Here is a 20,380-nt window from a genome sequence, read left to right as displayed (position 1 = left end):
GAATCTAGTCGTCAGGAAACCAGACACTATCCAGGCCGCACTCAAAATAATGGTCCGCCGCCTCACTCTCACTCAACCCCATCAGCTCCTCCTGGATCACCCGCACGGCTAATCCAGGATTCCCCCTCACCTTCTGCTGTAACTCGGCAAAGCGGCTGGGACTGAGGGCCATCCCCTTGTTTACCGCCTCGGCATACATCAGCGATCGCACCTGATCGGCACTCAACGGCTCCAGCTCCAGCCTCGGCATCTTCAGAAAAATGTCCTTCGCCGGGGGGTGGTCCGCCAACAGCAGCATCAGTCCTCCCGCCCTCAGCACATCCTCCAACCAGTAGCGCAACGAGGCAGGCCAGCGGTGGGCATCGTCCGCAATCAGTAGCCGCTGGCCCCCCTTCATCAGGTCCAGGATTTCCGCCCTCAGAATCTCTGCCGTCAGCTTTCGGGGTTTGCCCTCCTCCGTCTCCGTCTCAATACCGAAAGCCTCAGCAATGCCCATCAAGGTTTGCTTGGCGCTGCCGCCATAGGTCGCTACCACAGACCGGGGGAACCGCTGCGCGATCGCCTGCCCCAACTCACTCTTGCCACTGCCCGCTTCGCCCATCACCAGCAGCGACTGTCCCTTCCCCAACGATGCGGCGATCTGCTCCAACTCCGTCTCTCGAAAGTCCAGCACTATGCCGCTTGAGGCGTCCCGCCCTGGTGAGTTGCTCGGTGGTGGTGCAATAACTGGGCTGCAATCTCGACGGGATTCGCTTTTGGGTGGGTCACCGCCTGCACTTGGGAGATCTGAGACTGCTGCTCTGGAGTGAGGTCGTCGTAGGTCATCTGCTCTGCCAGTTCCGCCACCACCAGGTCCGCTGTCATCATCCGCTGAGCCGCTAACGCCTGCGCCCGTTGGATCAGCGTTTCGGCTGTATAGTCTGCCTCTGCCCCTGGAAGCCCTACCTCTACCCTTTCGGGGGGGCGTTCCCTGAGCCTCTGCTAGTACACCCGCTCTGAAGCCCTCTCGCCGCCCTGTAGCCGTCACATGCTGCCGTAGCTCCCGAATCAGGTCAGCGCTTTCTGGCTCCAGCAGCACCCGGTTATCGGCATCCTTTCGGGTCTGGATCTCCAGCCCCAGGCCCTTCAGAAACTTCAGGTCTTCGTAATAGGCATCTTTCTTGATCCCTAATTCGGCTTGCAGGTCTTCTGGGTGGACCAGGGTTTCGGTTCTGGCAGTAGACATGGATTTTTTTTATGCTCTGTCCATAATTATGGTTTTTTCAAAACTTTTTTAAATCGGGCATTCCCTGAATCGGTTTGAAGCTTCCATAAGCCGCATTTGATATTGTTTATTTATTCCTAGGACAGGCTCTATAGTTCTACATTTTCTTCTGCAAAACTGTATACGCGATCGCCATCCAGTTCTCAATTCAATACCTAGTAGCCAGTTGCTACGGTTGATTACTGGTCTGCGGAAGCCAAAGTGGTCGCTTAGTCAGCCATCTCAAAAATGGCGATGTTCATGCCGAGTGACCCACTAGTCAATCAAAATAAAAGTTTTGAAGGGGGCACCCCCTCCACCCCCCATGCTGCAAAATTAGTGTTCGCAACACTATGAGTATTTTCTGACAAAAGGTTGGATTGGATGTTGAACAGGGAGTTTCCTATGGGAACGCTTAGAGTGAATTGTTAAATTAAATGGATTTAATTCCAAAGGAGGAATTATTCTGAGTTCATTGTATTCATTAAACACCCAACTGGATGGGCGTTATGCAACCGATGTAGAACTCCAACCAGTCGAGCACTATCTCGACTCCTATACCCTGCGCTTGAATACGTACCGAAAGATTCAAGTTTTAGAAGTCCACATCATTCAGCAGGTGCACGCCCGGCTGAGGCAAGTTGACCCTGAGATTTTGGTCTATGACAACAGGGATGCCAGCGCTATCTGTGAACGAGACATGCTTTACGTGTTGCGCTATTCAGCGATCGCCCTCCTAATTAATGGAACCGACCTGTTAGAAGAACGCGTGTTACTCTGGCTGCAAACCATTATGCGCAGCTTTAAGGATCATCAGCATCGTTCTGACCTTACCTACCGCATCCTGCAAGAGGTGATCCAACAATATTTGCTTCCATCTGAAGCTGCTCTATTTTTGCCAATTCTAGAACTAAACCGCCAGTTTTTAGGTATGAATTGATCGTCCATAATCCTATGTCAAAAAACTTTACCTTCATCCCGGTTGGGAAGTTAGATCTTTGGGGTGCAGGGAATATTAATTTAAGAACAGCCATCCAGAAACACCCAGGGACTCTTCTACTATCCCTTCTACCCTAGCTAACTTGAAAACAGTCCCCTGTGGCTGCCTTTCACTCATAATGCTGTGCGCAGTTCATTGTCATTAGGGACTCTAAATGGCTGACTCTGCTTCCCCAATTTTTACCATGGCCACCTCAGCGTTGGAGCTGACTGGCTCCTGGCTCTCGCCTCAAACCCCTTATTCACTGAGACTGCCTTATCCACTCAAACTATTGTCGGTAAATAACTATGGTGATTGCAAATCCCTACCAAAACGCTGCTAAGCTCAAGAACCCTAAAAAACACAATCACTATGGGTTCCGTGACTTCTTCCAGTTTGATACTGAGCGGGGCATCATCACTGACTGGAATGATAGCCAGAATGTGCTGACAACGGAAGACTTTATCATTGGGTTGGTTGAGGGTTTAGAAGAAGAGGTAGGCGATGCTTCGGCAGTCACCATGTACACCATTGGTTGCGAGTGGGGACAAAAAGACGCTTTTTTCTTCGAGAAGTGGTTTCAAAAGGAGTTTGACCGCAACATTCGCCAGACGAACCTGCTGTTTTTGTTAGAAACCTGGTGGTGGCCCTTCACCTCCCAGGGCTGGGGGCGTTGGGAAGTGGATATGGGCGATCGCAAGCAGGGGTTCATGTTCATCAACATTTTTGACTCTGCCATAGCTCGCACCCTGGGCGACGTAGGTAAACCAGTCTGCTATCTCTACGCCGGGCTATTTGCCGGATTCTTCACCGAAATGGTTAAAAAGCAACTGAGCTGCATCGAAATTCAGTGCTACTCCATGGGTGAAACCTACTGTAAGTTTCTGTTAGGTGGGCAAGATCGGATTGATGCAGCCTCATTCTGGCTCAATGAAGGGGCTACCGCCAAAGACATTGAGAAGCGCCTGCGGGCAGGAGAACTGCTGCGATGAGCACTATAACCTTACTCCACACTAATGGTTCTAAAGCTCGCCATCTATCCCAGTCCTGGATGCAAATTTCCGTCCAGAAATTCTTTACCGCTATCAACTGGGAAGACAACCCACCCGAAATTCAACAGGTAAGGCTGGCTGCTTCTGAGCCCAACAATATCAGCACTCTCAGCATGACAATGAATGTGAGCCAATTTTTTGCAGCCCTGAATTGGGATGGCAATGAGATCGCCGCCGTTACCCAAGACCAGCCCTCTATTCAGCCACCTAAACCAGACGAAATTACCCTTGATGATTTCTCAAACCTCTTCTAGTCACGTGAGTTAGACCTTTTTCCCACCTCTACCCCTTCCCTTCTTCCCCAAGATCCTATGCATCCAAAAATTGAAGCCATTTTCAATGAAGCTGAAAACCGCTACCTCACCCCCGATGAATTGGGCCTTATCAGCCAATACGTTGATTCTTTGCCTGAGCGACTGGAAGTTTATCGCATACTTAGAGACCGGGAGCTAGAAATGATGCAACAGGTAGCAGATCAGTTGCAGGCAGCCATGCCTGGAGAAGATATCACAAATCTGGAACGCAGTATCAAAAATGCCTTGCTGCTGCTACGCTACTGTGCCATGGGCATGCTCCTAGATGATGAGTCCTTCGTTAAAGACAGATTGTTAGGCTGGCTTCAGGCAACCCTGAGTTCATACAATACCCAGGCTATTGATACCACTCTCCACCGCCTGCTCAACCAGCAACTATCCCAAACTCTCAGTGCAAGCCAATTGAATCTGTTCACCCCCATCCTCAGCATGGCTCAAAACACCCTGCTGCAAAAGGCAACCACCCCAGAGCTGGTCCCGTAGTAAAGGATAGGCGATAGGCAAAAGCAAAAGGCAAAAGGGAGAAGCCAGAAGTCACGAGTGGGGAGTGGAAAACTCAAAAAAACTCAAAATTCAAAATCCATCATCTCTTCACCTAACTACCCATTCACCCTTCACTCCTCACTAAACTGAAAACCAGCTAGCGCTCACAAATCGTTTGTAAAAAAAGGGGGGGAAAGTCCTACACCCCGTTAAATTTCAAGCAAGATCGCTATAAAAACTAAAAACTATTCCTCATCCTGGTACTTGCCCTATGATTTCTGTCGCTGATCTTCTGGTTGATAACCGAATTCCCGGTAATTACTACGCTACTGATGCTTATGTACGCAGCGATCTGGAAATGGGTCTGTTGGAAAACCGTCGCGGCGATCGCCTGCTGGCGCTTCCAGAAACGCTGATTCAAGCAATTTATTCTGGATTAGAAAAAGAAACTGGACAGGCATCTCGCCTGGTACTACGCAATTGTGGTCGCTGGTGGGGCAAAAATTTTTACATCCGCTTTCGGGAAGAACTCACCGAGTACTACGGCACCTCGCTAGCGGACATGCCTATGATTGAGTTTTTGCAATGTCTTCAGTCCTGCTGGATAACTTACGGTTGGGGGAAAATTGAGCTGGAGCAAACCTACCATCAGAGAGGCTTCCTCATCATTAAGACATGGAATTCCCCGTTTGCGAGGTTGGCACCCAGGGGCGATCGCCCCGTATGCCACCTGGAGGCGGGTGTCTTAGGTGCCTTCTTCAGCCAATTAACGGGTAAAGATTTATCCTGCGTTCAAACGACCTGCGAATCGCTAGGAGCAGATTGCAATCGTTTCATTCTCGGCTTAACCAGGCGGGTAGAGCCGATTGAAGCCATGGTTGAAAGCCATTTAGATCACGACACCATTCTGCAAAAGATTTGTGATTAAATTGGGATTGAGTGATAGGTTCGGGGTTGGGCGATCGCTCACCTAGAATCAAACAACACCATAAGTACCATTACAGTTAAAGTGTGCAGGATGAGCTAGCACAGCACAATCCGTTTCGGTGTAAGAACCTTCCTAAAACAATAAACCACCATCGAGATGTGTCCAACTTCCTTGCAAAAGAGCTAAAGGGCTCCAGGTATCGGATCCTTGGCCTAGTTGGACAAGGGCAGTTTGGACAGGTTTATTGTGCCATTCATCGTCCAACAGGTCATCTCGTTGCCCTCAAAGAACTTGATAGAGAGCGGTTTCCCACCCACAAGTTTTTGCGTGAACTGCGATTTCTGTTGAGCTTGCAGCATCCTAACATTGTAAATTGCCGCGCCCTGGAGCATACCCAGACAGGGCGTTACCTGGTTATGGACTATTGCGAAGGAGGAACGCTGCGGAGCCTGATGGAGGAAGATGTTCGCCTGCATCCCGCCCAAGGTCTGAAATTGATTACCGATGTATTGGCAGGGCTAGATCATGCTCACAGCCGGGGTATTATTCACTGTGACATTAAACCAGAAAACATCCTGCTGACGGTAGAACCCAGTGGTTGGACGGCACACATTTCTGACTTTGGCATTGCACGGCTAAATCAGGAAATTTTTAAAGATGGAACGGGGAATACGGGTTCTCCTGCCTATATGGCTCCCGAGCGATTTTATGGACAGTACTCACAGTCATCTGACCTGTATGCAGTCGGTATTTTACTGTTTGAGTTGCTGGCAGGTTATCGACCGTTTTCTGGTCCTCCAGCAGAACTGATGTCTGCTCATTTGAATCAGCCCGTCAAACTGCCTGACACGATTCCACCAGGTCTACAAACTATCATTCTGACAGCGTTGCAGAAACTACCTGCTCGCCGCTTTCGTTCTGCATTAGATATGTTGACCCAAATTCAGGCAGCCAACGAAAGTTTGAAATCAGAATTGGGTGAAGCGTGGCGATGTCCTACGCTATTGCAATTGACTGTCGGCTTGCCGATATCTCCTTTAAAGCCTCTACGCCAAGAAATTTTGCAGACTGAAGTGAAACAGCTGACAGTAGAAGGCTTTCAGCATTCGACCCCCTTTGGCGCTGCTGACTGGCGGATGGAGCAGCCGCAGTTAGCTCAAATCGCGAAAGATGCAGAAGGCGAGCGGATATATTGGGCATCTGGTTGTTATGTAGGATGTCAATTTTATCCTGATGGAATTTTGCAGCAAGGGGCGGGGCCGGAAAAGGTAAGCGTGGCAACGGTTCGCTTACCTGACCCAGTGCGGCAAGTAATGGTGCGCCCGCAAGGATGTTTTGTTGTTACCCATCGCGCTATTTATCGAATTCCACCCGTCTTGTTTCGACCAGAGGTGGCACACCATGGGCAAAAGCGGTTGCAGCATTCAGGGCTTGAAAGTGAACTGCCCATCCAGCATCAGGTGCCCCAGCTCATTGCGGAGTTTCGGCAAGATTTTGTGGCGGCGATCGCTCCGGATGGATCATGGATGGCAACAGCCATTGCAGAGCGAGGCAGCGGAAATACGCGGCTTAGCATCTGGCAGTTATCTAGGATGCAGCCAATTAAATTGATTTACGGCTGTTCGCCCCATCCCTTTCAATTAATGGTGCTAGACTCGCGTCACATAGCTGTGTTTTCCTATACTGTGGATGCGCAAAGCACGATTTGCATCACAGGGGTCTTGAGTGAAGTGTTTACCCGGCGTGGCGATCGGGTGGGCTCTCTCAATCTGCCTGTTCCTTTGGGTGGCCTAATTAGAAGTCCAGTTCCCTACAGGCTAATGGCAATGGAGTCAGCCGATTCTGACACGGTGCTCTTAATTGATTTGAAGCCCCTCAGAATTTCGCGGATTGGAGTGGGAATCTCGCCAGTTCTGGCGGAAGCTGCTTCCTGGGGTTACATCCTGATGGATATGAATGGACAGATTGTGCTGCTGGACAGGTATGGACAGCCTTTTGGGCAAATTGATGGACCAGCTAACCCCACTGCGATCGCCATCGTTGATCCCTATGGCTTACTCATTTCAACCTGGAAGGATGGGCAGGGAAGCTTGTATACGCTTGATCTACGGCAGGCAGAGCTAGGTTTCTTATTTTGATGCTAAATTAACTGTTGATCGAGTCTCAGTTTTTAACTTCATGCCTGATTGGTTAACGCCTAGCCATTTTGTAATGGTTGGATTGTTGGTTGTTTTTGCGATCGCCCATAGTGGGTTGGCGGCCCTTCGCCCTTACGGTGAGAAATTGATAGGTGCCCGTCTGTATCGAGTGCTGTTTGCCCTGGTCAGTCTGCCTTTGGCAACAATCCTGATCATTTATTTCTTCAACCATCGCTATGATGGGTGGCAACTCTGGCAGATACAGGGAGTTCCAGGTGTGGCAACCACGGTTTGGATGCTGTCGGCGATTTCATTTTTGTTTCTGTACCCGGCAACGTTTAATCTGCTAGAAATTGCGGCAATTCAGAAACCCCATGTGCACCTTTACGAAACGGGCATTATCCGGATTACCAGACATCCCCAGATGGTGGGGCAAATTATCTGGTGTATTGCCCATACCCTCTGGTTAGGTACGACGTTTATGCTGGTTACCTCTGTTGGGCTGGTGCTGCATCACCTGTTCGGGGTCTGGCATGGCGATCGCCGTCTCCGCGCTCGCTATGGAGAAGCCTTTGAAGTTGTCAAAGCTCGCACCTCGGTCGTTCCCTTTCTGGCAATTCTGCAAGGACGACAACATATGAACCTGGTTGAATTTCTACGACCTGCCTATTTGGGAGTTGCCGTATTTGTTCTACTAATTTGGTGGGCACACCCAGTTCTAATACGTGCAACTGGGAGCATACCTTGGTAGGATGATCCCTAACTAGATATAAAAATTCAGAGTTACTACGAATGTTTTTGATCTCTATGGGTGAACAGGCATTTAGGAAAGAAGTTTTAGAATCGACAACTCCCGTTCTGGTCCATTTTGGAGCTCCCTGGTGTGGTCCCTGTCGAATGATTGAGCCACTTTTGACCCGGTTTCAATCGGAGTGGGGAAAGTGCTTCAAGCTCGTTGGGATCAATGCCGATGAGAATTTGAAACTGTCAAGTCATTACCGCATTACAACACTGCCAACTATTCTTCTGTTTGAAGGAGGCAAAGTCATTCACCGGTTAGAAGGTCTGTACAAGCGCGATGCTCTCTGGACTGAGCTTCATAAGCTAATGAATAATTCGCTTCAGGCAAGTCCTGCTACTGCCACTGCTGAACCAGTCGAACCCCGCAGGTGATTTTGATTTTACCTCTGTAGATCGCCGTAAATCCCCCACCCCAGTCCTCTGCCAGTCCTTTCAGGTCGAGGCTATTCTTTGCCGCCTTCATGTAATCTGCCTAGTGGTCTGTCAAGACTGTTTTGATGGGTTGAAAACCCTCAAAACACCTGAGAATTGGGTTTTGTAGATTTGAGTTATCCCTCAAATCTATCCTGACGGACTACTAGTGGTTCACCAAAGGAACTTTGCCTGGTTATCCAAACTCAGAAAAACCAATTCATGAGGGGATGAAGGGTTGCAAACCCTTCAAAATCTGCTTGGAAGACTATAGCTCTACGCGGGTGCGTTAGGACATTGGAATTAGAGAGGGAGTGGGGGCTTCGCACTCAGCCAGGGGTTTCCCCCCTGCACCCCGTCCTAACCATAATGACTACCGCTGTACTACAGCAAAACGAAAGTTTTGTTCGAGGTGCAGGGGGGAACTCCTGCTTAGGGGCGGAGCCCCAAACCCCTATGTTACAAAATTGAGTGTTTGCAACACTAGCCCTTCACTCCACTGCCTGCTTCGGTGGGCACTACATACCGCTGCATTATCAGAAAGAATAGAACAATCGGCGCGATCGAAATTACCGAGCCCGCCGCGACTAGTCGCCAGTCCAGGTTCAACTGTCCGGCTAACTGAGCCACCCCAAGGGGCAGTGTGTAGTATTCAGGCCGATCCAGCACAATCAGGGGCCAGAGAAAGTCACTCCAGGAGCCAATGAAGACAAAGATTGCCAGCGTCACCAGAGCCGGACGGATTGATGGAATCATGACATACCACCACAGCCCCAATTCCGAACAGCCATCCATCCGTGCCGCTTCCTCCAGTTCCTTGGGCACCCCCTGAAATGCCTGTCGTAGCAAGAAAATGCCAAAAGCAGAGGCGATCGCCGGGAAAATGATCCCCCAATAGGTATTCCGCAACCCCAGTTGCACAGTCAGCACATACAGTGGAATCATCACAATCTGAAACGGAATCATGATTGTGCAGACGATCGCAATAAAAATCCCCTCCCTGCCCCAAAATTTCAACCGCGCCAGGGGGTAGGCTGCCAGCGCACAAACCAATAAATTCAGGCAGACTGTTAACATCGCCACCAGTGTACTGTTGAACAGATAGCGCCCAAATGGATTCGTCCGCCAGACCTGAACAAAATTCTCCAGGGTTGGCTGGCTGGGCAAGAACTGGGGCGGATACTGGAAAATATTTTCATTCGGTGACTTCAGCGATGTACTAACCAGCCATCCTAACGGAACCAGCATCGTGATCGCGATCGCCCCCAGCAGAGCATACATCCAGAATGTTTTCCAGTGTCGAATCAGGTGTTTTTGAACCATTGGAAAGGGGAGTTTTGAGTTTTAAGTTCTAAGCTTCAGGTGAAAGGGATAGTGGAGGGGTGGATGAATTTTGAGTTTTCACCTCATACCTCACCCTTCAATTAATTAACAACTAATAACTGACCTTCACCCCCTTACCCCTCTTCCTACTGCCTGTCGTTTCATGCCCAGGAACAGAAGGGTGAGAAACAGTAAGCCCATAATACCGGCCAGGGGATTGCGATCAATGCCAGTAATCCACGCAGGTGCCTGACTGGAGTAATCAACTAACTGCCCCACGTTCACGATGTAATAGCCCCAGACCAGACCGGCATGCAACCCAATGGGTAGACCCAAACGTCCCCGCCAAAATCCGTCTTCCCAGTTACTGCGCGATCGCTTAGCCCAAACCAGCGTTGCCCCTAACAGTAGTAGTGCTGGAAACGTAATAATCGTGCGGAGCAGTTCTTCTAGGGGTTTAATAAAGTGTAAAGCCGCATAAATTCCCGCACTTGCCCAGAGAGCAGTTTTCGGTCGGTAGTCTCGCTGAAACTCATCCAGCAACCATCCCCGAAAGAACAATTCCTCTGCAAAGCCAAGACCGAGGGAAACCAGCCCTCCTTCCAGAACAATTCTCAGCCAGGAGGCAGAAGGCACTTTCCAGATAACCCAGCCCAAAATGCTCTGGGTACCAAACAGAGCAAACAGGCTGAAAACTCCAATTGCCAGACCAGTCAGTAGCTCTAAACCACTACGACGAGTAAATTCTAAACCATAGCGCCATAACAGGTTGGGCTGCCCATAAACCTGCCATCCCCAAAACCGTACCAGCAAGATAAATTCGGTATAGAGGAGCAACAGCGTCAAAATACTGACTGTATTCTGTATGGCGTCTGGAGTTCCGCCGGAATTGGCCACCACAAAATAAACGAGTCCCGCTAAGGGGACCCAAAGCGCTAACAGTGTAAGGATAAAAACTCCAAGCCTTAAAAAATCTGGATACTGTGACAGCCTGGATAGTTTCTGCTTTGTCAATTTTGCTTTGTTACTTTAGCTTGCTGGCACTCAGCTATTCATCCGGCTCAATTGTGCTACTCAAGCCGTGACTCTTCAAGGTTTCGCAGTAAAACTCAGCATGCTCCTGGGCACAGGTAATCACCAATGCCACCCCATTGGTGTGAGCTTCCATCATGATATCAACGGCTTGAGGCTGGGTCAGGCTAGGCACAGTTTTCATCAGAACCTGTACCACATACTCCATGGAGTTGAAGTCGTCGTTATGTAGCAAGACCCGATAACGGGGGGCCAGCTTACGGACTGTTGAACGTTGTTCAAGGGTTTCGACAGACACGGCTCTATCCTCTCCCTATCCTTTACATTGCTTAATCTCTTTTATACCATTTCAGTTCCTATTCCGGCAGTGACCAAATCGTAATGATTTTAGAGTTGTTAGTGATAGCGGCTAGCGCCGCGCATCATTACCTAGCTTAACCCCTATTCTGACACCTCCCCATTCCCCTAATCAATTGGCCCTCCTGAAAGCTTTAAAGTAACCAAATGATCAAATTCAGCATTGTAACGGTAGGGGAAGAAAAAGCTGCTGCTTAGAATTGAGTAAAGAGATATGGCAGGTGATCTATTCTCTATGGGCTTTTCGTCGAAGCAAGAATTCCTGGGAGCGCGATCGTTTCAGCCTTGCCAGATTGTTTGCCTGGAGCATGAAACTAGCCGTTTGTATGCTGAAGTGATACAAATTGTTGAGTCCCGTCAAATTTGTTGGGTGCGTCCATTGATTTTAGCTGTGGACGCTTCACTAGATTCAGGCCAAGAGAATGCTACTGATCTCTCGTACTGCTATGACCTCCGCTCTGGAGCCGATTTGCTTTACCCGTTAGTTCTCTTTCGAACAGTTCTAGACTCTGAAGTGATTCCACTGCTAGCTTTTCTCTACAATCCAGAGCGGGAGTTGAGAAATCACCCATCGAACCAAAGTGGCCACCAGCAGTTCAGACAGTTGATTCAGAAAATTTGGCAAGCTTATCCAGAAGCTTTTTGACCCATAGGCGCCATTCTTTTGGGCTTGGAAAAGATTTATGAACTGGGAACAAGCTGAATGCGCCCTGCATCCATCTCATCCATCAACAGTTCCAGTGCCTCATAATCGACATCAGAGATATGCCCCAAACGAGTCAATTCATAATTGATGGCATTTTCAATGTCGGGCGTCAGCTTCTTGATGTGGAGCGCTTTTTCTACAAGTTGCCGAATAATTACTGAGTTTTTCATTGGATATGGCAGGAACTCTGCATTAAATTCTCTGCTGAAAACCTGGGAAAAGGAGTGATCTAAAACCCAAAGTTTAGGTGATTCAGATCACTGATAGTTTGGTTATCTTACAGATTTTCCACAAAGTAGCTCCTCAATAAAAGAAAACTTTGCACTTCTTACTATCACAGCCTTTTCGCGATAAGACAAGCCTCTGGGCAATGAGCCAGAGATGGACGATAAATCAGGATTATTGAAGAGTTTTAGACAAAATTCAATTTCAAAAAATTTAACCACATAACAGTTCTGGCTCTATTTAGAGTTCTCCTTTTTGAAAGGTAAAAGGGTGAGATTTTTCTTAAATTTCTAAATCGAAATTTAGAGATGAAGTGAGCAGCTTTAAGGGAATTGTCAAGTGAGAAAAGACCAATTATCTAGAGAAAATTTAGGTAAGGGGATGGATGGGTAGGGAGTGATGGAGCGGTGGGGTGATGTCAGTTGTTAGTTGCTGGTTGTTACAGTTGTTAGTTGCTGGTTGTTAGTTGTTAGGGGAGCAAAACTCAAAATTCCTCGTCCTATCACTCCCCCACTCATCACCCTCCCACCCCCTTACTCTTCCCACTCCCCCATCCTTCACTGACCCCGGCTTCTGACTTCTGGTTTTTTGAAAGAAATAACCTCCGGATTACGCTCAATCCAATCGCAGATGTCTTTTAACACCTGGTTAGGCATTTCCCAAGGAAACAAGTGGGCTGTGTTTGGGTAACACCGCCATTCCGCATTGGGCAAATGGTCTGCGGTTTCCTGACTGGAGGCTGGGGTGATATGGCGATCGCCCGCACCCGCCAGCACTAGGCACGGACATTGGATTTTGGGAAGGTCTGCCAGACGGTTATATCCCTGATTCAGAGCTTTGTAGAGGGCCTGGGTTGCCTGCCGAGAGGTTTGCAGGTAAGCGTCCATAGCTTCCCTGGCCAGATACTGATAAGTTTCTGGAGTGTGTTGCTGGATCAAGTAGCGATAGAGCGATCGCTGCCCAAAGGTATCAATATTCCACCGCCAGCCAGGGTTCAGGCGATTGAATACCGAAGCCAATCCTGTGTAGAGATTATCCTGCCAGGTTACTGGAGGATGATTTCCCCAGGGACGGGCTGCCGTCGCCACCAGAATTAGCCCACTCACCCGCTTTAACTGCCGCAATGCCAGTTCCAATGCCAGGATGCCTCCCAAAGACCAGCCCAGAATCAAACATTGGTCAATTTGATGACGATCAAGTAATGCCTCCAGATCAATCAAATGGTCTGGCATCTCAAAATTCTGAACCGTTTGACTGCGGCCATACCCGCGCAAATCTGGTGCCAGGGTTTTGAACCGCAGAGAAAGGGCGTTCGTAAAAACAGACATGCTGCGCCCCGATCCGGGATGGCCATGCAAGCAGAGGATTGGAAACCCTTCACCCTGGATCAGAACATTCAGGGGAAAGGCTGATGAAATAGTTGGATGGGTCGATGAATCAGGCATGGATGAATAAACAAAATCTTATGCTAGCGATTATTCGTTTGCCTCTGGTTCCTGAAGCATCCTTCTATTAAGATGACTCAGAGGGACTAGTTTCCCACGCGATACCCAACGATGATAAGGATTGATTTGAGGCATGGCCGAAGAAACGACTCCCAACCGTACTGGAGAAGCAGCCCCTAGCCCTGCTGAAGAGCAAGCACCAGTGGGTTCCCCTACTGCTGAGGGGGGAGAGAGACCAGCAAGGAAGCCCAAGCCATCTAAAGCAGCCGAGGGTGGAGAGGGGGCTGAAGCAGGCAAACCCGCAGCCAAAGCAGCGAAGAAGGAAAAAGCACCCGCAGTTGAAGACAAGCCCTTTGCCGACTTTATTCAACAAGATTTCTTGCCTGCTTTGAAAGAAGAACTGGCCAAACAGGGAATTGAGGCGGTTGAGCTTTCTTTTGAAAAGCAGAAGATTGCGGTTACGGGCTTTGCCAATGAACCAGACTGCTGGCAGGTAGTTGGTCGCTGGAGTAGTGGCCGAAACCAACCACGCCAGTTCAATCTTTATTTTCTGAAAGAAGATATCCAGGGACCAAAGGTATTTTCTTACTCTGAGAGTGGTGGCAAGGCCAGTACCCTGGAGCCGTTCTTGGGTGATGAACGCAAGATCACATTATCACTGCTGGTGTTTGGTGTGGTTCAACGCCTGATTGCCCAGAAGTGGCTAGTGAGGAATTAGGTTCTACAGCCAGGAAGGAAGCCACATTCGTAATTGAAACTCCGTGGGAGACAGCGGCAACCCCAGATAAATCGGCATCCAAAAAATAAACGCCAGCGCGATTAAGACAATGGTGCCGATCCCCATTGTTCGCAGGCGGGGCTGGGTGCTATAGAGCCAGCGGTCTACGAGCCAGGCGATCGCCATCGTTGCAAAGATTCCTGCTCCCATGTAATGGTACAGAAAAACACAGCGCGTCACAGGAACCCAGGGAAGCAGATTGGCAGTGTAATTGACTATCAGGAAAACTCCCAGCCACAACTCTGTTGGGGTCAATGCTAGGGAAGAGTTCTGAGAAGAAATGGTAGACGGTACTTGAGGCGACTTTTGGGTTATCCAGGACATGGTATGTAAAAGGAGGACTCCAGCCACGAGGATAATGGCGATCGTTGAAAGCCACCATAAAAAGGGGTTCCCGATCGCATGAACGTCGTAAATGACTGTATCTGGAGTTGCCGCCAAATTTGAATTGCCATTGGGTAATGGTGCGCCCGGTTGAGTAACTTGGTAAAAGTAGGCCACCGGACGGATCATCAGCAACCAAGTATACCAGTCTGAGCAGTAGGGATGCACCCTGGGGCCGTCCCCCACCCGCTGATGATAGAGCAAAATTTGCTTTTGTAGTTCCCAGAAGCTGCTATCCGGGTTGAACCGCAGGTGGGGAATCCAGGTAATGCGGTAGAACAAAGCTGGAACCACGGCCAGGTAAAAGATAATTTGCCCTGGCTTGAGGTTGGTAAGTTGCGGTAAGGGGCTTTTTTTCCCATCATCCCGTCTGGTTTCAGCCAGAGCACTGGCTGGCTCCCCCGTTTGTTTCGCATGAAAAACCTGAGCGCTACGCACGACCCAGGCACTGGCCCACAACCCATAGGCACCCAGGAGAAACCAGAGTCCATTCCACTTAATGGCAGCAGATGCTCCAAAGGAGAGGCCAGAGAGAAGCAACCACAGTTCTTGCCGAAGCGATCGCGGACCACTGAGTGCCAGCAGAAAACACCACAACCCCAGTAATCCAAAAATAATCAGGTAGACGTTGTTAAGGGCGTAGCGCGACTCTACCAACAACATCCCATCCAGGGCTACAAAGAGGGCAGCAATCAGGGCATAACTGTAGCGGCGCGTCAGTTGATAGGCAATTCCAGCAATAGCTGGAGGGATCAACGATCCCGTCAGGGCATTTAACCAGCGGTAACTCCAGGGGGCATAGGCTCCTCCGGCCAGTCCATTCACTGCATCATGCCCAAAGGGAAGTTGTTTGGCGATCCACATACTAGCCGCGATCAGATACTTGCTTAAAGGTGGATGCCCATCAAAAAAAGGGGTCTGGGTCAGGTAGTTATGGGCAAACTTGACATAATAGACCTCATCAAACACAAGAGTATTAAATCGCCCCAGTCCCCAAAATCGGAGAACCAGCGATAGCAGCCAGACAGCAAAAATTCCCGCTCTAAACCAGGCAGCAGAACGCTTTGAAGACTTCTCAAAGGAGGGCATAGGTCACCTTGGGCGTTCACATGCCTTCTCACTTTCGCACATGAATGAGCGAATACAAAGTTTCAAAAGAAGGTAGTAGCTGGGCGCGATTAAATTTAAGGACAATTTCGCGGGTGGAGGGGGTGAAATCTCCTGTCTGGGAGCACAGCCCCCACTCCTCCCTTTAAAATTATCCCTTTAAAATTAATTGTGGCTACCTACTGAATATAAAATAATTTAAAGTTAAAAAAATCCTCGCCATTTCTGACGAGGGCTCAGGCAGCACTTCATCGGAGCAAGAACTTCTTGTCCCTGAAAATTTCCATGCCACTGAAGTCGGCTACTCAGATAGCAGCCGATCTCCCACAACCACGAGACATCATCGGCCTTCTCATCAGAGCCGGGTTGCGGGTAGTGGGACCGTTTGGTTGGCAGGGACAGGCTTGTGTCCCCCCTGATTCCCTCATGGCTCCACAGCCACTCCCACAGCCACTCCCAATAGCATTTCCCGAAGAACGATAGGGTACGGTTCCTGCCGTAACTCGGTTTGCCCTGTTTCCCTCACTCAAACTAATATCCGCAGGCGCTTCCAGCATGGAAGTAGAGACATTTTGGCTGCCACCAGCTTCAGCAGGTTGCCAGGTGACTCGACCACTCGTTGCGGAATTAGTAGGACGGGCAATGGAAATCAACCCGGCTTCTTTGAAGAGGTTGAAGGTTCTCACCGCTTCATCCACGCTCACACCATCGATATTCCAGGTGGCGTTACCTGTTTTGGCGGAGAGACACCACTTCCCTTGCAGATTGTGCTGTCGGACAACGGCATCAATCTTTTCTTTACGTCCAGAGTTTTCTCCTGGACGATCGCCCTCAATCAGTACTCCAGTCGTTTTTTGGTCTGGAGTAGGGCAGGGCGGCAGATTTGCATTCGCAGCGGCCACAGACGTTGCAGCAGTGGAAGCCGCAACGAGGGAATAATCGCGATCGCTTTCTGCCACTTGATCTACCGTCTGCCCATTCGCAGCCTGGGTGACTTCGGCACGTTCCTGTGCGTAGGACGGGGGCTTGAGGCTATGGAAGAGTGCGACAGAGCCCAGAAGGGCGATCGAGGCTCCAACCACTCTGGCCCAGAGATTAGTCTTCATAGAACAAGTGTACTAATAAAGAGCTTCTTTAGGCTACCTCCAAGGCTGCTAGAGGTCAAGCTGTTGTTAAGATTTGATAGTACAAATGAATGAGTCTTGAGTAGGGTGGGCATTGCCTACCTTACTATGGCGTGGCTTTATTTCGTAGCGACTACAGCCAGGTTCCAGGCGAAGCGTTTCATCAACGGCAGCTTTTTCAACCAGTGATCGCACCGTTCAAGCTGTCGATAACTCGGTTCTAGACGCCTGTGTTCAAGAATGATTTTCTTCCAGTAGCGCTCCTCATTGGGGTTAACCTGCTCAATCAGATAGAAGCGCAGGAAGATCCAGAGGGTAGCGAGCCAGAAGGTATCACAGACAGTGTGGGAAAACTGCGATCGCACAAAGTTCACAATTCCAATATCCAGCGGCGTTTCATCCTCAGTCCTCACCCGGCTTGCCATCCGGCGATAGACATTGATAATTGGATTATGCTTCAACGGATCCCAGAAGCAAGCTTTCCCCCCTGGTTTTAGTACCCGATGCATCTCCCGAATCGCGAGGCGGGGATCAGGGATGTGATGTAACAAGTTAGACGCGTACACAATATCAAAGGTATTGTCCGGAAAGTCAATCGCCATCGCGTTGACCACATGCCCCGCCACTTTAACGCCATTTTTTTCTGCCAGTTTCAGCGCAACTTCTACCATCCCCGGTGAGTAATCTGCGGCAACACATTGGGCCCCTTTCAGTGCGAAATAAACGCTGTTTTCTCCCGCTCCACAACCCAGGTCAAGCAAATACTTGCCTCGCACCTCTCCCAGTTGCTTCAAAATAAAACGGTTTTCAGGAGCGGTACAGGCTTCAAAGTAGTCGGCAACCCGAATGCCGTCTACATCGATCGCTGCCGCCCATTGATCGTGAAATGCCTGCTCTTTGCGTAAAACCTCATCTTGCATTACTTCTCCAGGTATTCTGTCTATGTAATAGGTAGCTGGGCGCGATTAAATTAAGGATAATTTCAGGGGTGGAGGGGGTGAACCCCCCAGGCTGGGGGGTTCACCCCCACTCCCTTTGCAATTAATTGTGGTTACCTACTTATTTGTATCAATTCATTAACTTAACGGGTGAGGAAATTGAGCAATGATCTGGAGTCCCAGGCGATCGCTGTTCCTGATTCTGGTTACCTGCATTGCTATTCTAGGGCTACATTTTTCGGCCAAAGAGTCAGCGATCGCCACGGCTCCCCAGCCGCCTCAACTGGTTATAGCAAAGCTGGGCGGTAAGCCTGTTCATGTGTTGTATATGACCCGCTCCGGAGATAGGGTTTTGGTTCGTTGCTATCCTGGCCAAACTCCAATATTGACCGTTAAAGATATGGGGGAGCAACCAGGGGTGAAAGAAGGAATGCTGGTTTGTCAGTAGGGTTTGCCAACCAGAATCCAGCCTTCTGCCTGGTTGATTCTTTTAATGGGGGTTAGGTCCAACTGATTCAGCGTTGTCTGATCAGTCAGCAGAAATGCCTGAGGATCATTCCGCCAGCGATGTTGGATAGTGGCAGTTGGAGTTGGGATAATCTGGCGATCACTATAAAAGTCGAGCGACGGGCGAGTATTGGGGTAGGTCGTCATAACAAGCTGGCCGGGAGGGGTGCCCTGCCGAAGGATGGCAGCCACTGGCTGAACCGGAAACTGTTCATTCAGCTCCCAGACCCAGTAGGGAGAAAGCATCAGCAGTAGCAGAGAGAGGTAGGAACCCCAGATCAGCACCGGGATGAATTGGGAGTCCCGCTGTGCCGCCAGAATCATGGCAGTGGTCAGGGTGAGTGCAGCCGCCGTCAAAATAAGCTGCAAATGAGGCTTCGGTTCCAGTCCAAGGTTGCTGAAATAAAAGCTGCCTGCCCAACCCGCGATCGCCACCAGTCCCAACAACACTACCCACAGTTTTGGATAGGGACGGTTCACATGCCGAAAGCCCATCAGATCGGAGAAATTCCAGACTTCCCCCAACAACGCACCCACTACCAGGGCAAACGCTGGATAGACTGGCAGTACATACCAGGGTAATTTGGTGCTCATCAATGAAATGACGAGCAGAAACCCCACTGACCACACCAGAACCAGCTTTGCCCAGCCTAAGACCCGATTCTCCCAAACTAGCCGAAAGCCCCAGGGCAAAAACAGAAGCCAGGGCAGGCTGTATTTCAGAATTTCTATCAGGTAATACCAGGGTGGCCCGGTGTTAGCCTCAACAGGAATCCAAATGCGGTTAAATGATTGGCTCAACAGGCTGATACCAATAAATTTTTCACCATAGCGCTGCCACTGGGCACCATACCAGGCAATGGCAGGCAGACTGCCCAGCCATAAACCACCCCAAACATAGGCAGAAGTGAGCAGGCGGGGAGTATCCAGCAGAATGAAGACCGCTGCGATCGCCCCCAGCAGTAACGCTAGAATTCCCTTCGTTAGGCAAAGCAGCCCAAAGGCAACGCCCACCCCCAACCCCCAGCGCAAATCTCGTCGGGTTCGCAGCAGGCAAAACAACAGCAGCAGAAAGAAACAGAGGACAGCCCCATCCAGCATCGCCAACCGTCCGTGACGCACCACTGGCAACAGGGTTAGATAAACAAGCGCTGCCAAGATTGCTGGCGTGCGACGGGGAAACACTTCTCGCCCAATCCCAAACAGCAGGGGAACGGAGAGTGCCGTCAGAATGGCTCCTGGGAGACGAGTAGTCCACTCATTGACACCCCCCAACTGGTATGCCAGCGCAATCAACCAGTGAACCAGAGGAGGTTTGCTGAGGTAGGGAGTCCCAGCGATCATGGGATATAACCAGGTCATTGAGCCAGGGCCAGCCCGGTAAATCTCCCGTGCAACTTGAGCCACCGTGCCCTCATCCCAATCGCGCAGGGGCAAGCCCCCCAGGTTAACTGTGAATAGCAAAAGTGCTGCTAGCAGTAGTCCTGCAAACCAACCTTGATCGACCCGCTCTTTGGAAAAAAGAGCAGGATTTCTAAACCATTCTAAAGTAGACATTTTGCGAATCATGGCTTAATCATCATCATCCCGCCATAGGGGGATAAATCGCTCAAGTGACTTAGCTCCACTGAGGATGAGTAGCACCAGCAATGTGCCCAAAATAGCAACCTGCCACAGGCCGCAGGCAGCAACCATGCCCAGTGCGGCTGTCGTCCAGATAGAAGCCGCTGAAGTCAATCCCTTCACCTTTGGTTTTCCTCCAGACAGACGAGATAACTGAATAATTTCCCCGGCCCCCAAAAAACCGACTCCAGTTGCTACTCCCTGAACTGCTCGACTGAGCGCATCAGAATTGGTTGAACCGTCTGTGAGAGTGACTATGACAAAGAGTGCCGCTCCAAGGCTCACCAACATATGGGTTCTCAATCCGGCCGCCTTCCCTGTTATCTGACGATTCAAACCAATAGCCCCCCCAATCAGCATTGCCAGAAATAGCCGGAATGACAGATTCAACCAATCTCCGGGATCTAACCAAATAGAATTGACAAGCGTTGCCAATAAATTGTCCTGCAATAAACAACTTACCCTCCACCCTCCACCGCACC

Annotated in this window: 22 protein-coding genes; 11 read left to right on the top strand and 11 right to left on the bottom strand. The window is 49.8% G+C overall.

What is annotated here, in order from left to right; translation table 11 throughout:
- Positions 1–4 precede the first annotated feature (4 nt).
- A complete protein-coding gene (locus P4D80_RS19830) occupies positions 5–1,225 on the bottom strand; it encodes an ATP-binding protein (protein WP_421655741.1) in 1,221 nt (406 codons plus the stop codon).
- Between the two features lie 493 nt (positions 1,226–1,718).
- Between P4D80_RS19830 and P4D80_RS19825 the strand changes: the two genes are divergently transcribed.
- The 8 genes from P4D80_RS19825 to P4D80_RS19790 all read left to right on the top strand — a co-directional run bounded on the left by P4D80_RS19825 (position 1,719) and on the right by P4D80_RS19790 (position 8,310).
- Positions 1,719–2,183, top strand: coding sequence for a phycobilisome protein (locus P4D80_RS19825; protein ID WP_421655740.1), 465 nt, complete (start codon positions 1,719–1,721; stop codon positions 2,181–2,183).
- Positions 2,184–2,530: 347 nt separating this feature from the next.
- Complete coding sequence (locus P4D80_RS19820) at positions 2,531–3,214, top strand: V4R domain-containing protein (RefSeq protein WP_421655739.1); 684 nt, start codon at positions 2,531–2,533, stop codon at positions 3,212–3,214.
- Entirely contained in the window at positions 3,211–3,528 is a 318-nt protein-coding gene (locus P4D80_RS19815; RefSeq protein WP_421655738.1) for a hypothetical protein, read from the top strand. Before P4D80_RS19820 ends, P4D80_RS19815 begins: the two co-directional genes overlap by 4 nt.
- A 57-nt stretch (positions 3,529–3,585) precedes the next feature.
- Positions 3,586–4,071 carry a hypothetical protein gene (locus P4D80_RS19810; protein WP_421655737.1) on the top strand — a complete coding sequence of 162 codons (486 nt, stop codon included), beginning with the start codon at positions 3,586–3,588 and terminating at the stop codon, positions 4,069–4,071.
- Positions 4,072–4,342: 271 nt separating this feature from the next.
- Complete coding sequence (locus P4D80_RS19805) at positions 4,343–4,999, top strand: V4R domain-containing protein (RefSeq protein ID WP_421655736.1); 657 nt, start codon at positions 4,343–4,345, stop codon at positions 4,997–4,999.
- A gap of 158 nt (positions 5,000–5,157) precedes the next feature.
- Positions 5,158–7,137, top strand: a complete 1,980-nt coding sequence (locus tag P4D80_RS19800) for a serine/threonine-protein kinase (RefSeq protein WP_421655735.1) — start codon at positions 5,158–5,160, stop codon at positions 7,135–7,137.
- Positions 7,138–7,177: 40 nt separating this feature from the next.
- Entirely contained in the window at positions 7,178–7,888 is a 711-nt protein-coding gene (locus tag P4D80_RS19795) for an NnrU family protein (RefSeq protein WP_421655734.1), read from the top strand.
- A gap of 41 nt (positions 7,889–7,929) precedes the next feature.
- On the top strand, positions 7,930–8,310 hold the full coding sequence (locus P4D80_RS19790) for a thioredoxin family protein (protein ID WP_421655733.1): 381 nt from the start codon (positions 7,930–7,932) through the stop codon (positions 8,308–8,310).
- Between the two features lie 522 nt (positions 8,311–8,832).
- Here the strand turns inward: P4D80_RS19790 and P4D80_RS19785 are convergent.
- From P4D80_RS19785 to clpS, 3 genes are all read right to left on the bottom strand, one after another.
- Positions 8,833–9,672, bottom strand: coding sequence for a carbohydrate ABC transporter permease (locus P4D80_RS19785; RefSeq protein ID WP_421655732.1), 840 nt, complete (start codon positions 9,670–9,672; stop codon positions 8,833–8,835).
- A 126-nt stretch (positions 9,673–9,798) separates the two neighbouring features.
- Positions 9,799–10,572: a CPBP family intramembrane glutamic endopeptidase gene (locus P4D80_RS19780; RefSeq protein WP_421655731.1), complete on the bottom strand. Its 774-nt coding sequence runs from the start codon at positions 10,570–10,572 to the stop codon at positions 9,799–9,801.
- A 148-nt stretch (positions 10,573–10,720) separates the two neighbouring features.
- Positions 10,721–11,002 carry an ATP-dependent Clp protease adapter ClpS gene (gene clpS, locus P4D80_RS19775; protein WP_421655730.1) on the bottom strand — a complete coding sequence of 94 codons (282 nt, stop codon included), beginning with the start codon at positions 11,000–11,002 and terminating at the stop codon, positions 10,721–10,723.
- Positions 11,003–11,275: 273 nt separating this feature from the next.
- Between clpS and P4D80_RS19770 the strand changes: the two genes are divergently transcribed.
- Complete coding sequence (locus P4D80_RS19770) at positions 11,276–11,707, top strand: hypothetical protein (RefSeq protein WP_421655729.1); 432 nt, start codon at positions 11,276–11,278, stop codon at positions 11,705–11,707.
- A 35-nt stretch (positions 11,708–11,742) separates the two neighbouring features.
- Here P4D80_RS19770 and P4D80_RS19765 read toward each other — a convergent pair whose 3' ends face one another.
- Positions 11,743–11,937: a hypothetical protein gene (locus P4D80_RS19765; RefSeq protein WP_421655728.1), complete on the bottom strand. Its 195-nt coding sequence runs from the start codon at positions 11,935–11,937 to the stop codon at positions 11,743–11,745.
- Positions 11,938–12,549: 612 nt separating this feature from the next.
- Complete coding sequence (locus P4D80_RS19760; RefSeq protein ID WP_421655727.1) at positions 12,550–13,437, bottom strand: alpha/beta fold hydrolase; 888 nt, start codon at positions 13,435–13,437, stop codon at positions 12,550–12,552.
- A 133-nt stretch (positions 13,438–13,570) separates the two neighbouring features.
- On the opposite strand from P4D80_RS19760, the gene P4D80_RS19755 reads away from it, so the two are divergent.
- Positions 13,571–14,155 carry a DUF2996 domain-containing protein gene (locus P4D80_RS19755; RefSeq protein ID WP_421655726.1) on the top strand — a complete coding sequence of 195 codons (585 nt, stop codon included), beginning with the start codon at positions 13,571–13,573 and terminating at the stop codon, positions 14,153–14,155.
- A gap of 3 nt (positions 14,156–14,158) precedes the next feature.
- Here P4D80_RS19755 and P4D80_RS19750 read toward each other — a convergent pair whose 3' ends face one another.
- The 3 genes from P4D80_RS19750 to P4D80_RS19740 all read right to left on the bottom strand — a co-directional run bounded on the left by P4D80_RS19750 (position 14,159) and on the right by P4D80_RS19740 (position 17,750).
- Entirely contained in the window at positions 14,159–15,688 is a 1,530-nt protein-coding gene (locus P4D80_RS19750; protein WP_421655725.1) for a dolichyl-phosphate-mannose--protein mannosyltransferase, read from the bottom strand.
- A gap of 323 nt (positions 15,689–16,011) precedes the next feature.
- Entirely contained in the window at positions 16,012–16,812 is an 801-nt protein-coding gene (locus P4D80_RS19745) for a hypothetical protein (RefSeq protein WP_421655724.1), read from the bottom strand.
- A gap of 137 nt (positions 16,813–16,949) precedes the next feature.
- Positions 16,950–17,750: a class I SAM-dependent methyltransferase gene (locus P4D80_RS19740; protein ID WP_421655723.1), complete on the bottom strand. Its 801-nt coding sequence runs from the start codon at positions 17,748–17,750 to the stop codon at positions 16,950–16,952.
- A 184-nt stretch (positions 17,751–17,934) separates the two neighbouring features.
- Between P4D80_RS19740 and P4D80_RS19735 the strand changes: the two genes are divergently transcribed.
- A complete protein-coding gene (locus P4D80_RS19735; protein WP_421655722.1) occupies positions 17,935–18,216 on the top strand; it encodes a hypothetical protein in 282 nt (93 codons plus the stop codon).
- Here the strand turns inward: P4D80_RS19735 and P4D80_RS19730 are convergent.
- Positions 18,210–19,832, bottom strand: a complete 1,623-nt coding sequence (locus P4D80_RS19730; protein ID WP_421655721.1) for an ArnT family glycosyltransferase — start codon at positions 19,830–19,832, stop codon at positions 18,210–18,212. The genes P4D80_RS19735 and P4D80_RS19730 overlap by 7 nt on opposite strands.
- Positions 19,833–19,847: 15 nt before the next feature.
- Positions 19,848–20,333, bottom strand: coding sequence for an MgtC/SapB family protein (locus tag P4D80_RS19725; protein ID WP_421655720.1), 486 nt, complete (start codon positions 20,331–20,333; stop codon positions 19,848–19,850).
- Between the last annotated feature and the right edge of the window lie 47 nt (positions 20,334–20,380).

Source organism: Leptothermofonsia sp. ETS-13 (genome assembly GCF_049200465.1).
GTDB lineage: Bacteria > Cyanobacteriota > Cyanobacteriia > Leptolyngbyales > Leptolyngbyaceae > Leptothermofonsia.
This window is presented reverse-complemented; position numbering and strand designations above follow the sequence as displayed.

What these genes read in the sequence shown, in the direction of transcription:
- P4D80_RS19830 (WP_421655741.1), bottom strand. Translation starts at nt 1,225, where the DNA reads ATGTCTACTGCCAGAACCGAAACCCTGGTCCACCCAGAAGACCTGCAA.
- P4D80_RS19820 (WP_421655739.1), top strand. Translation starts at nt 2,531, where the DNA reads ATGGTGATTGCAAATCCCTACCAAAACGCTGCTAAGCTCAAGAACCCT.
- P4D80_RS19815 (WP_421655738.1), top strand. Translation starts at nt 3,211, where the DNA reads ATGAGCACTATAACCTTACTCCACACTAATGGTTCTAAAGCTCGCCAT.
- P4D80_RS19810 (WP_421655737.1), top strand. Translation starts at nt 3,586, where the DNA reads ATGCATCCAAAAATTGAAGCCATTTTCAATGAAGCTGAAAACCGCTAC.
- P4D80_RS19805 (WP_421655736.1), top strand. Translation starts at nt 4,343, where the DNA reads ATGATTTCTGTCGCTGATCTTCTGGTTGATAACCGAATTCCCGGTAAT.
- P4D80_RS19795 (WP_421655734.1), top strand. Translation starts at nt 7,178, where the DNA reads ATGCCTGATTGGTTAACGCCTAGCCATTTTGTAATGGTTGGATTGTTG.
- P4D80_RS19790 (WP_421655733.1), top strand. Translation starts at nt 7,930, where the DNA reads ATGTTTTTGATCTCTATGGGTGAACAGGCATTTAGGAAAGAAGTTTTA.
- P4D80_RS19785 (WP_421655732.1), bottom strand. Translation starts at nt 9,672, where the DNA reads ATGGTTCAAAAACACCTGATTCGACACTGGAAAACATTCTGGATGTAT.
- P4D80_RS19770 (WP_421655729.1), top strand. Translation starts at nt 11,276, where the DNA reads ATGGCAGGTGATCTATTCTCTATGGGCTTTTCGTCGAAGCAAGAATTC.
- P4D80_RS19765 (WP_421655728.1), bottom strand. Translation starts at nt 11,937, where the DNA reads ATGAAAAACTCAGTAATTATTCGGCAACTTGTAGAAAAAGCGCTCCAC.
- P4D80_RS19760 (WP_421655727.1), bottom strand. Translation starts at nt 13,437, where the DNA reads ATGCCTGATTCATCGACCCATCCAACTATTTCATCAGCCTTTCCCCTG.
- P4D80_RS19755 (WP_421655726.1), top strand. Translation starts at nt 13,571, where the DNA reads ATGGCCGAAGAAACGACTCCCAACCGTACTGGAGAAGCAGCCCCTAGC.
- P4D80_RS19750 (WP_421655725.1), bottom strand. Translation starts at nt 15,688, where the DNA reads ATGCCCTCCTTTGAGAAGTCTTCAAAGCGTTCTGCTGCCTGGTTTAGA.
- P4D80_RS19745 (WP_421655724.1), bottom strand. Translation starts at nt 16,812, where the DNA reads ATGAAGACTAATCTCTGGGCCAGAGTGGTTGGAGCCTCGATCGCCCTT.
- P4D80_RS19740 (WP_421655723.1), bottom strand. Translation starts at nt 17,750, where the DNA reads ATGCAAGATGAGGTTTTACGCAAAGAGCAGGCATTTCACGATCAATGG.
- P4D80_RS19735 (WP_421655722.1), top strand. Translation starts at nt 17,935, where the DNA reads ATGATCTGGAGTCCCAGGCGATCGCTGTTCCTGATTCTGGTTACCTGC.
- P4D80_RS19730 (WP_421655721.1), bottom strand. Translation starts at nt 19,832, where the DNA reads ATGTCTACTTTAGAATGGTTTAGAAATCCTGCTCTTTTTTCCAAAGAG.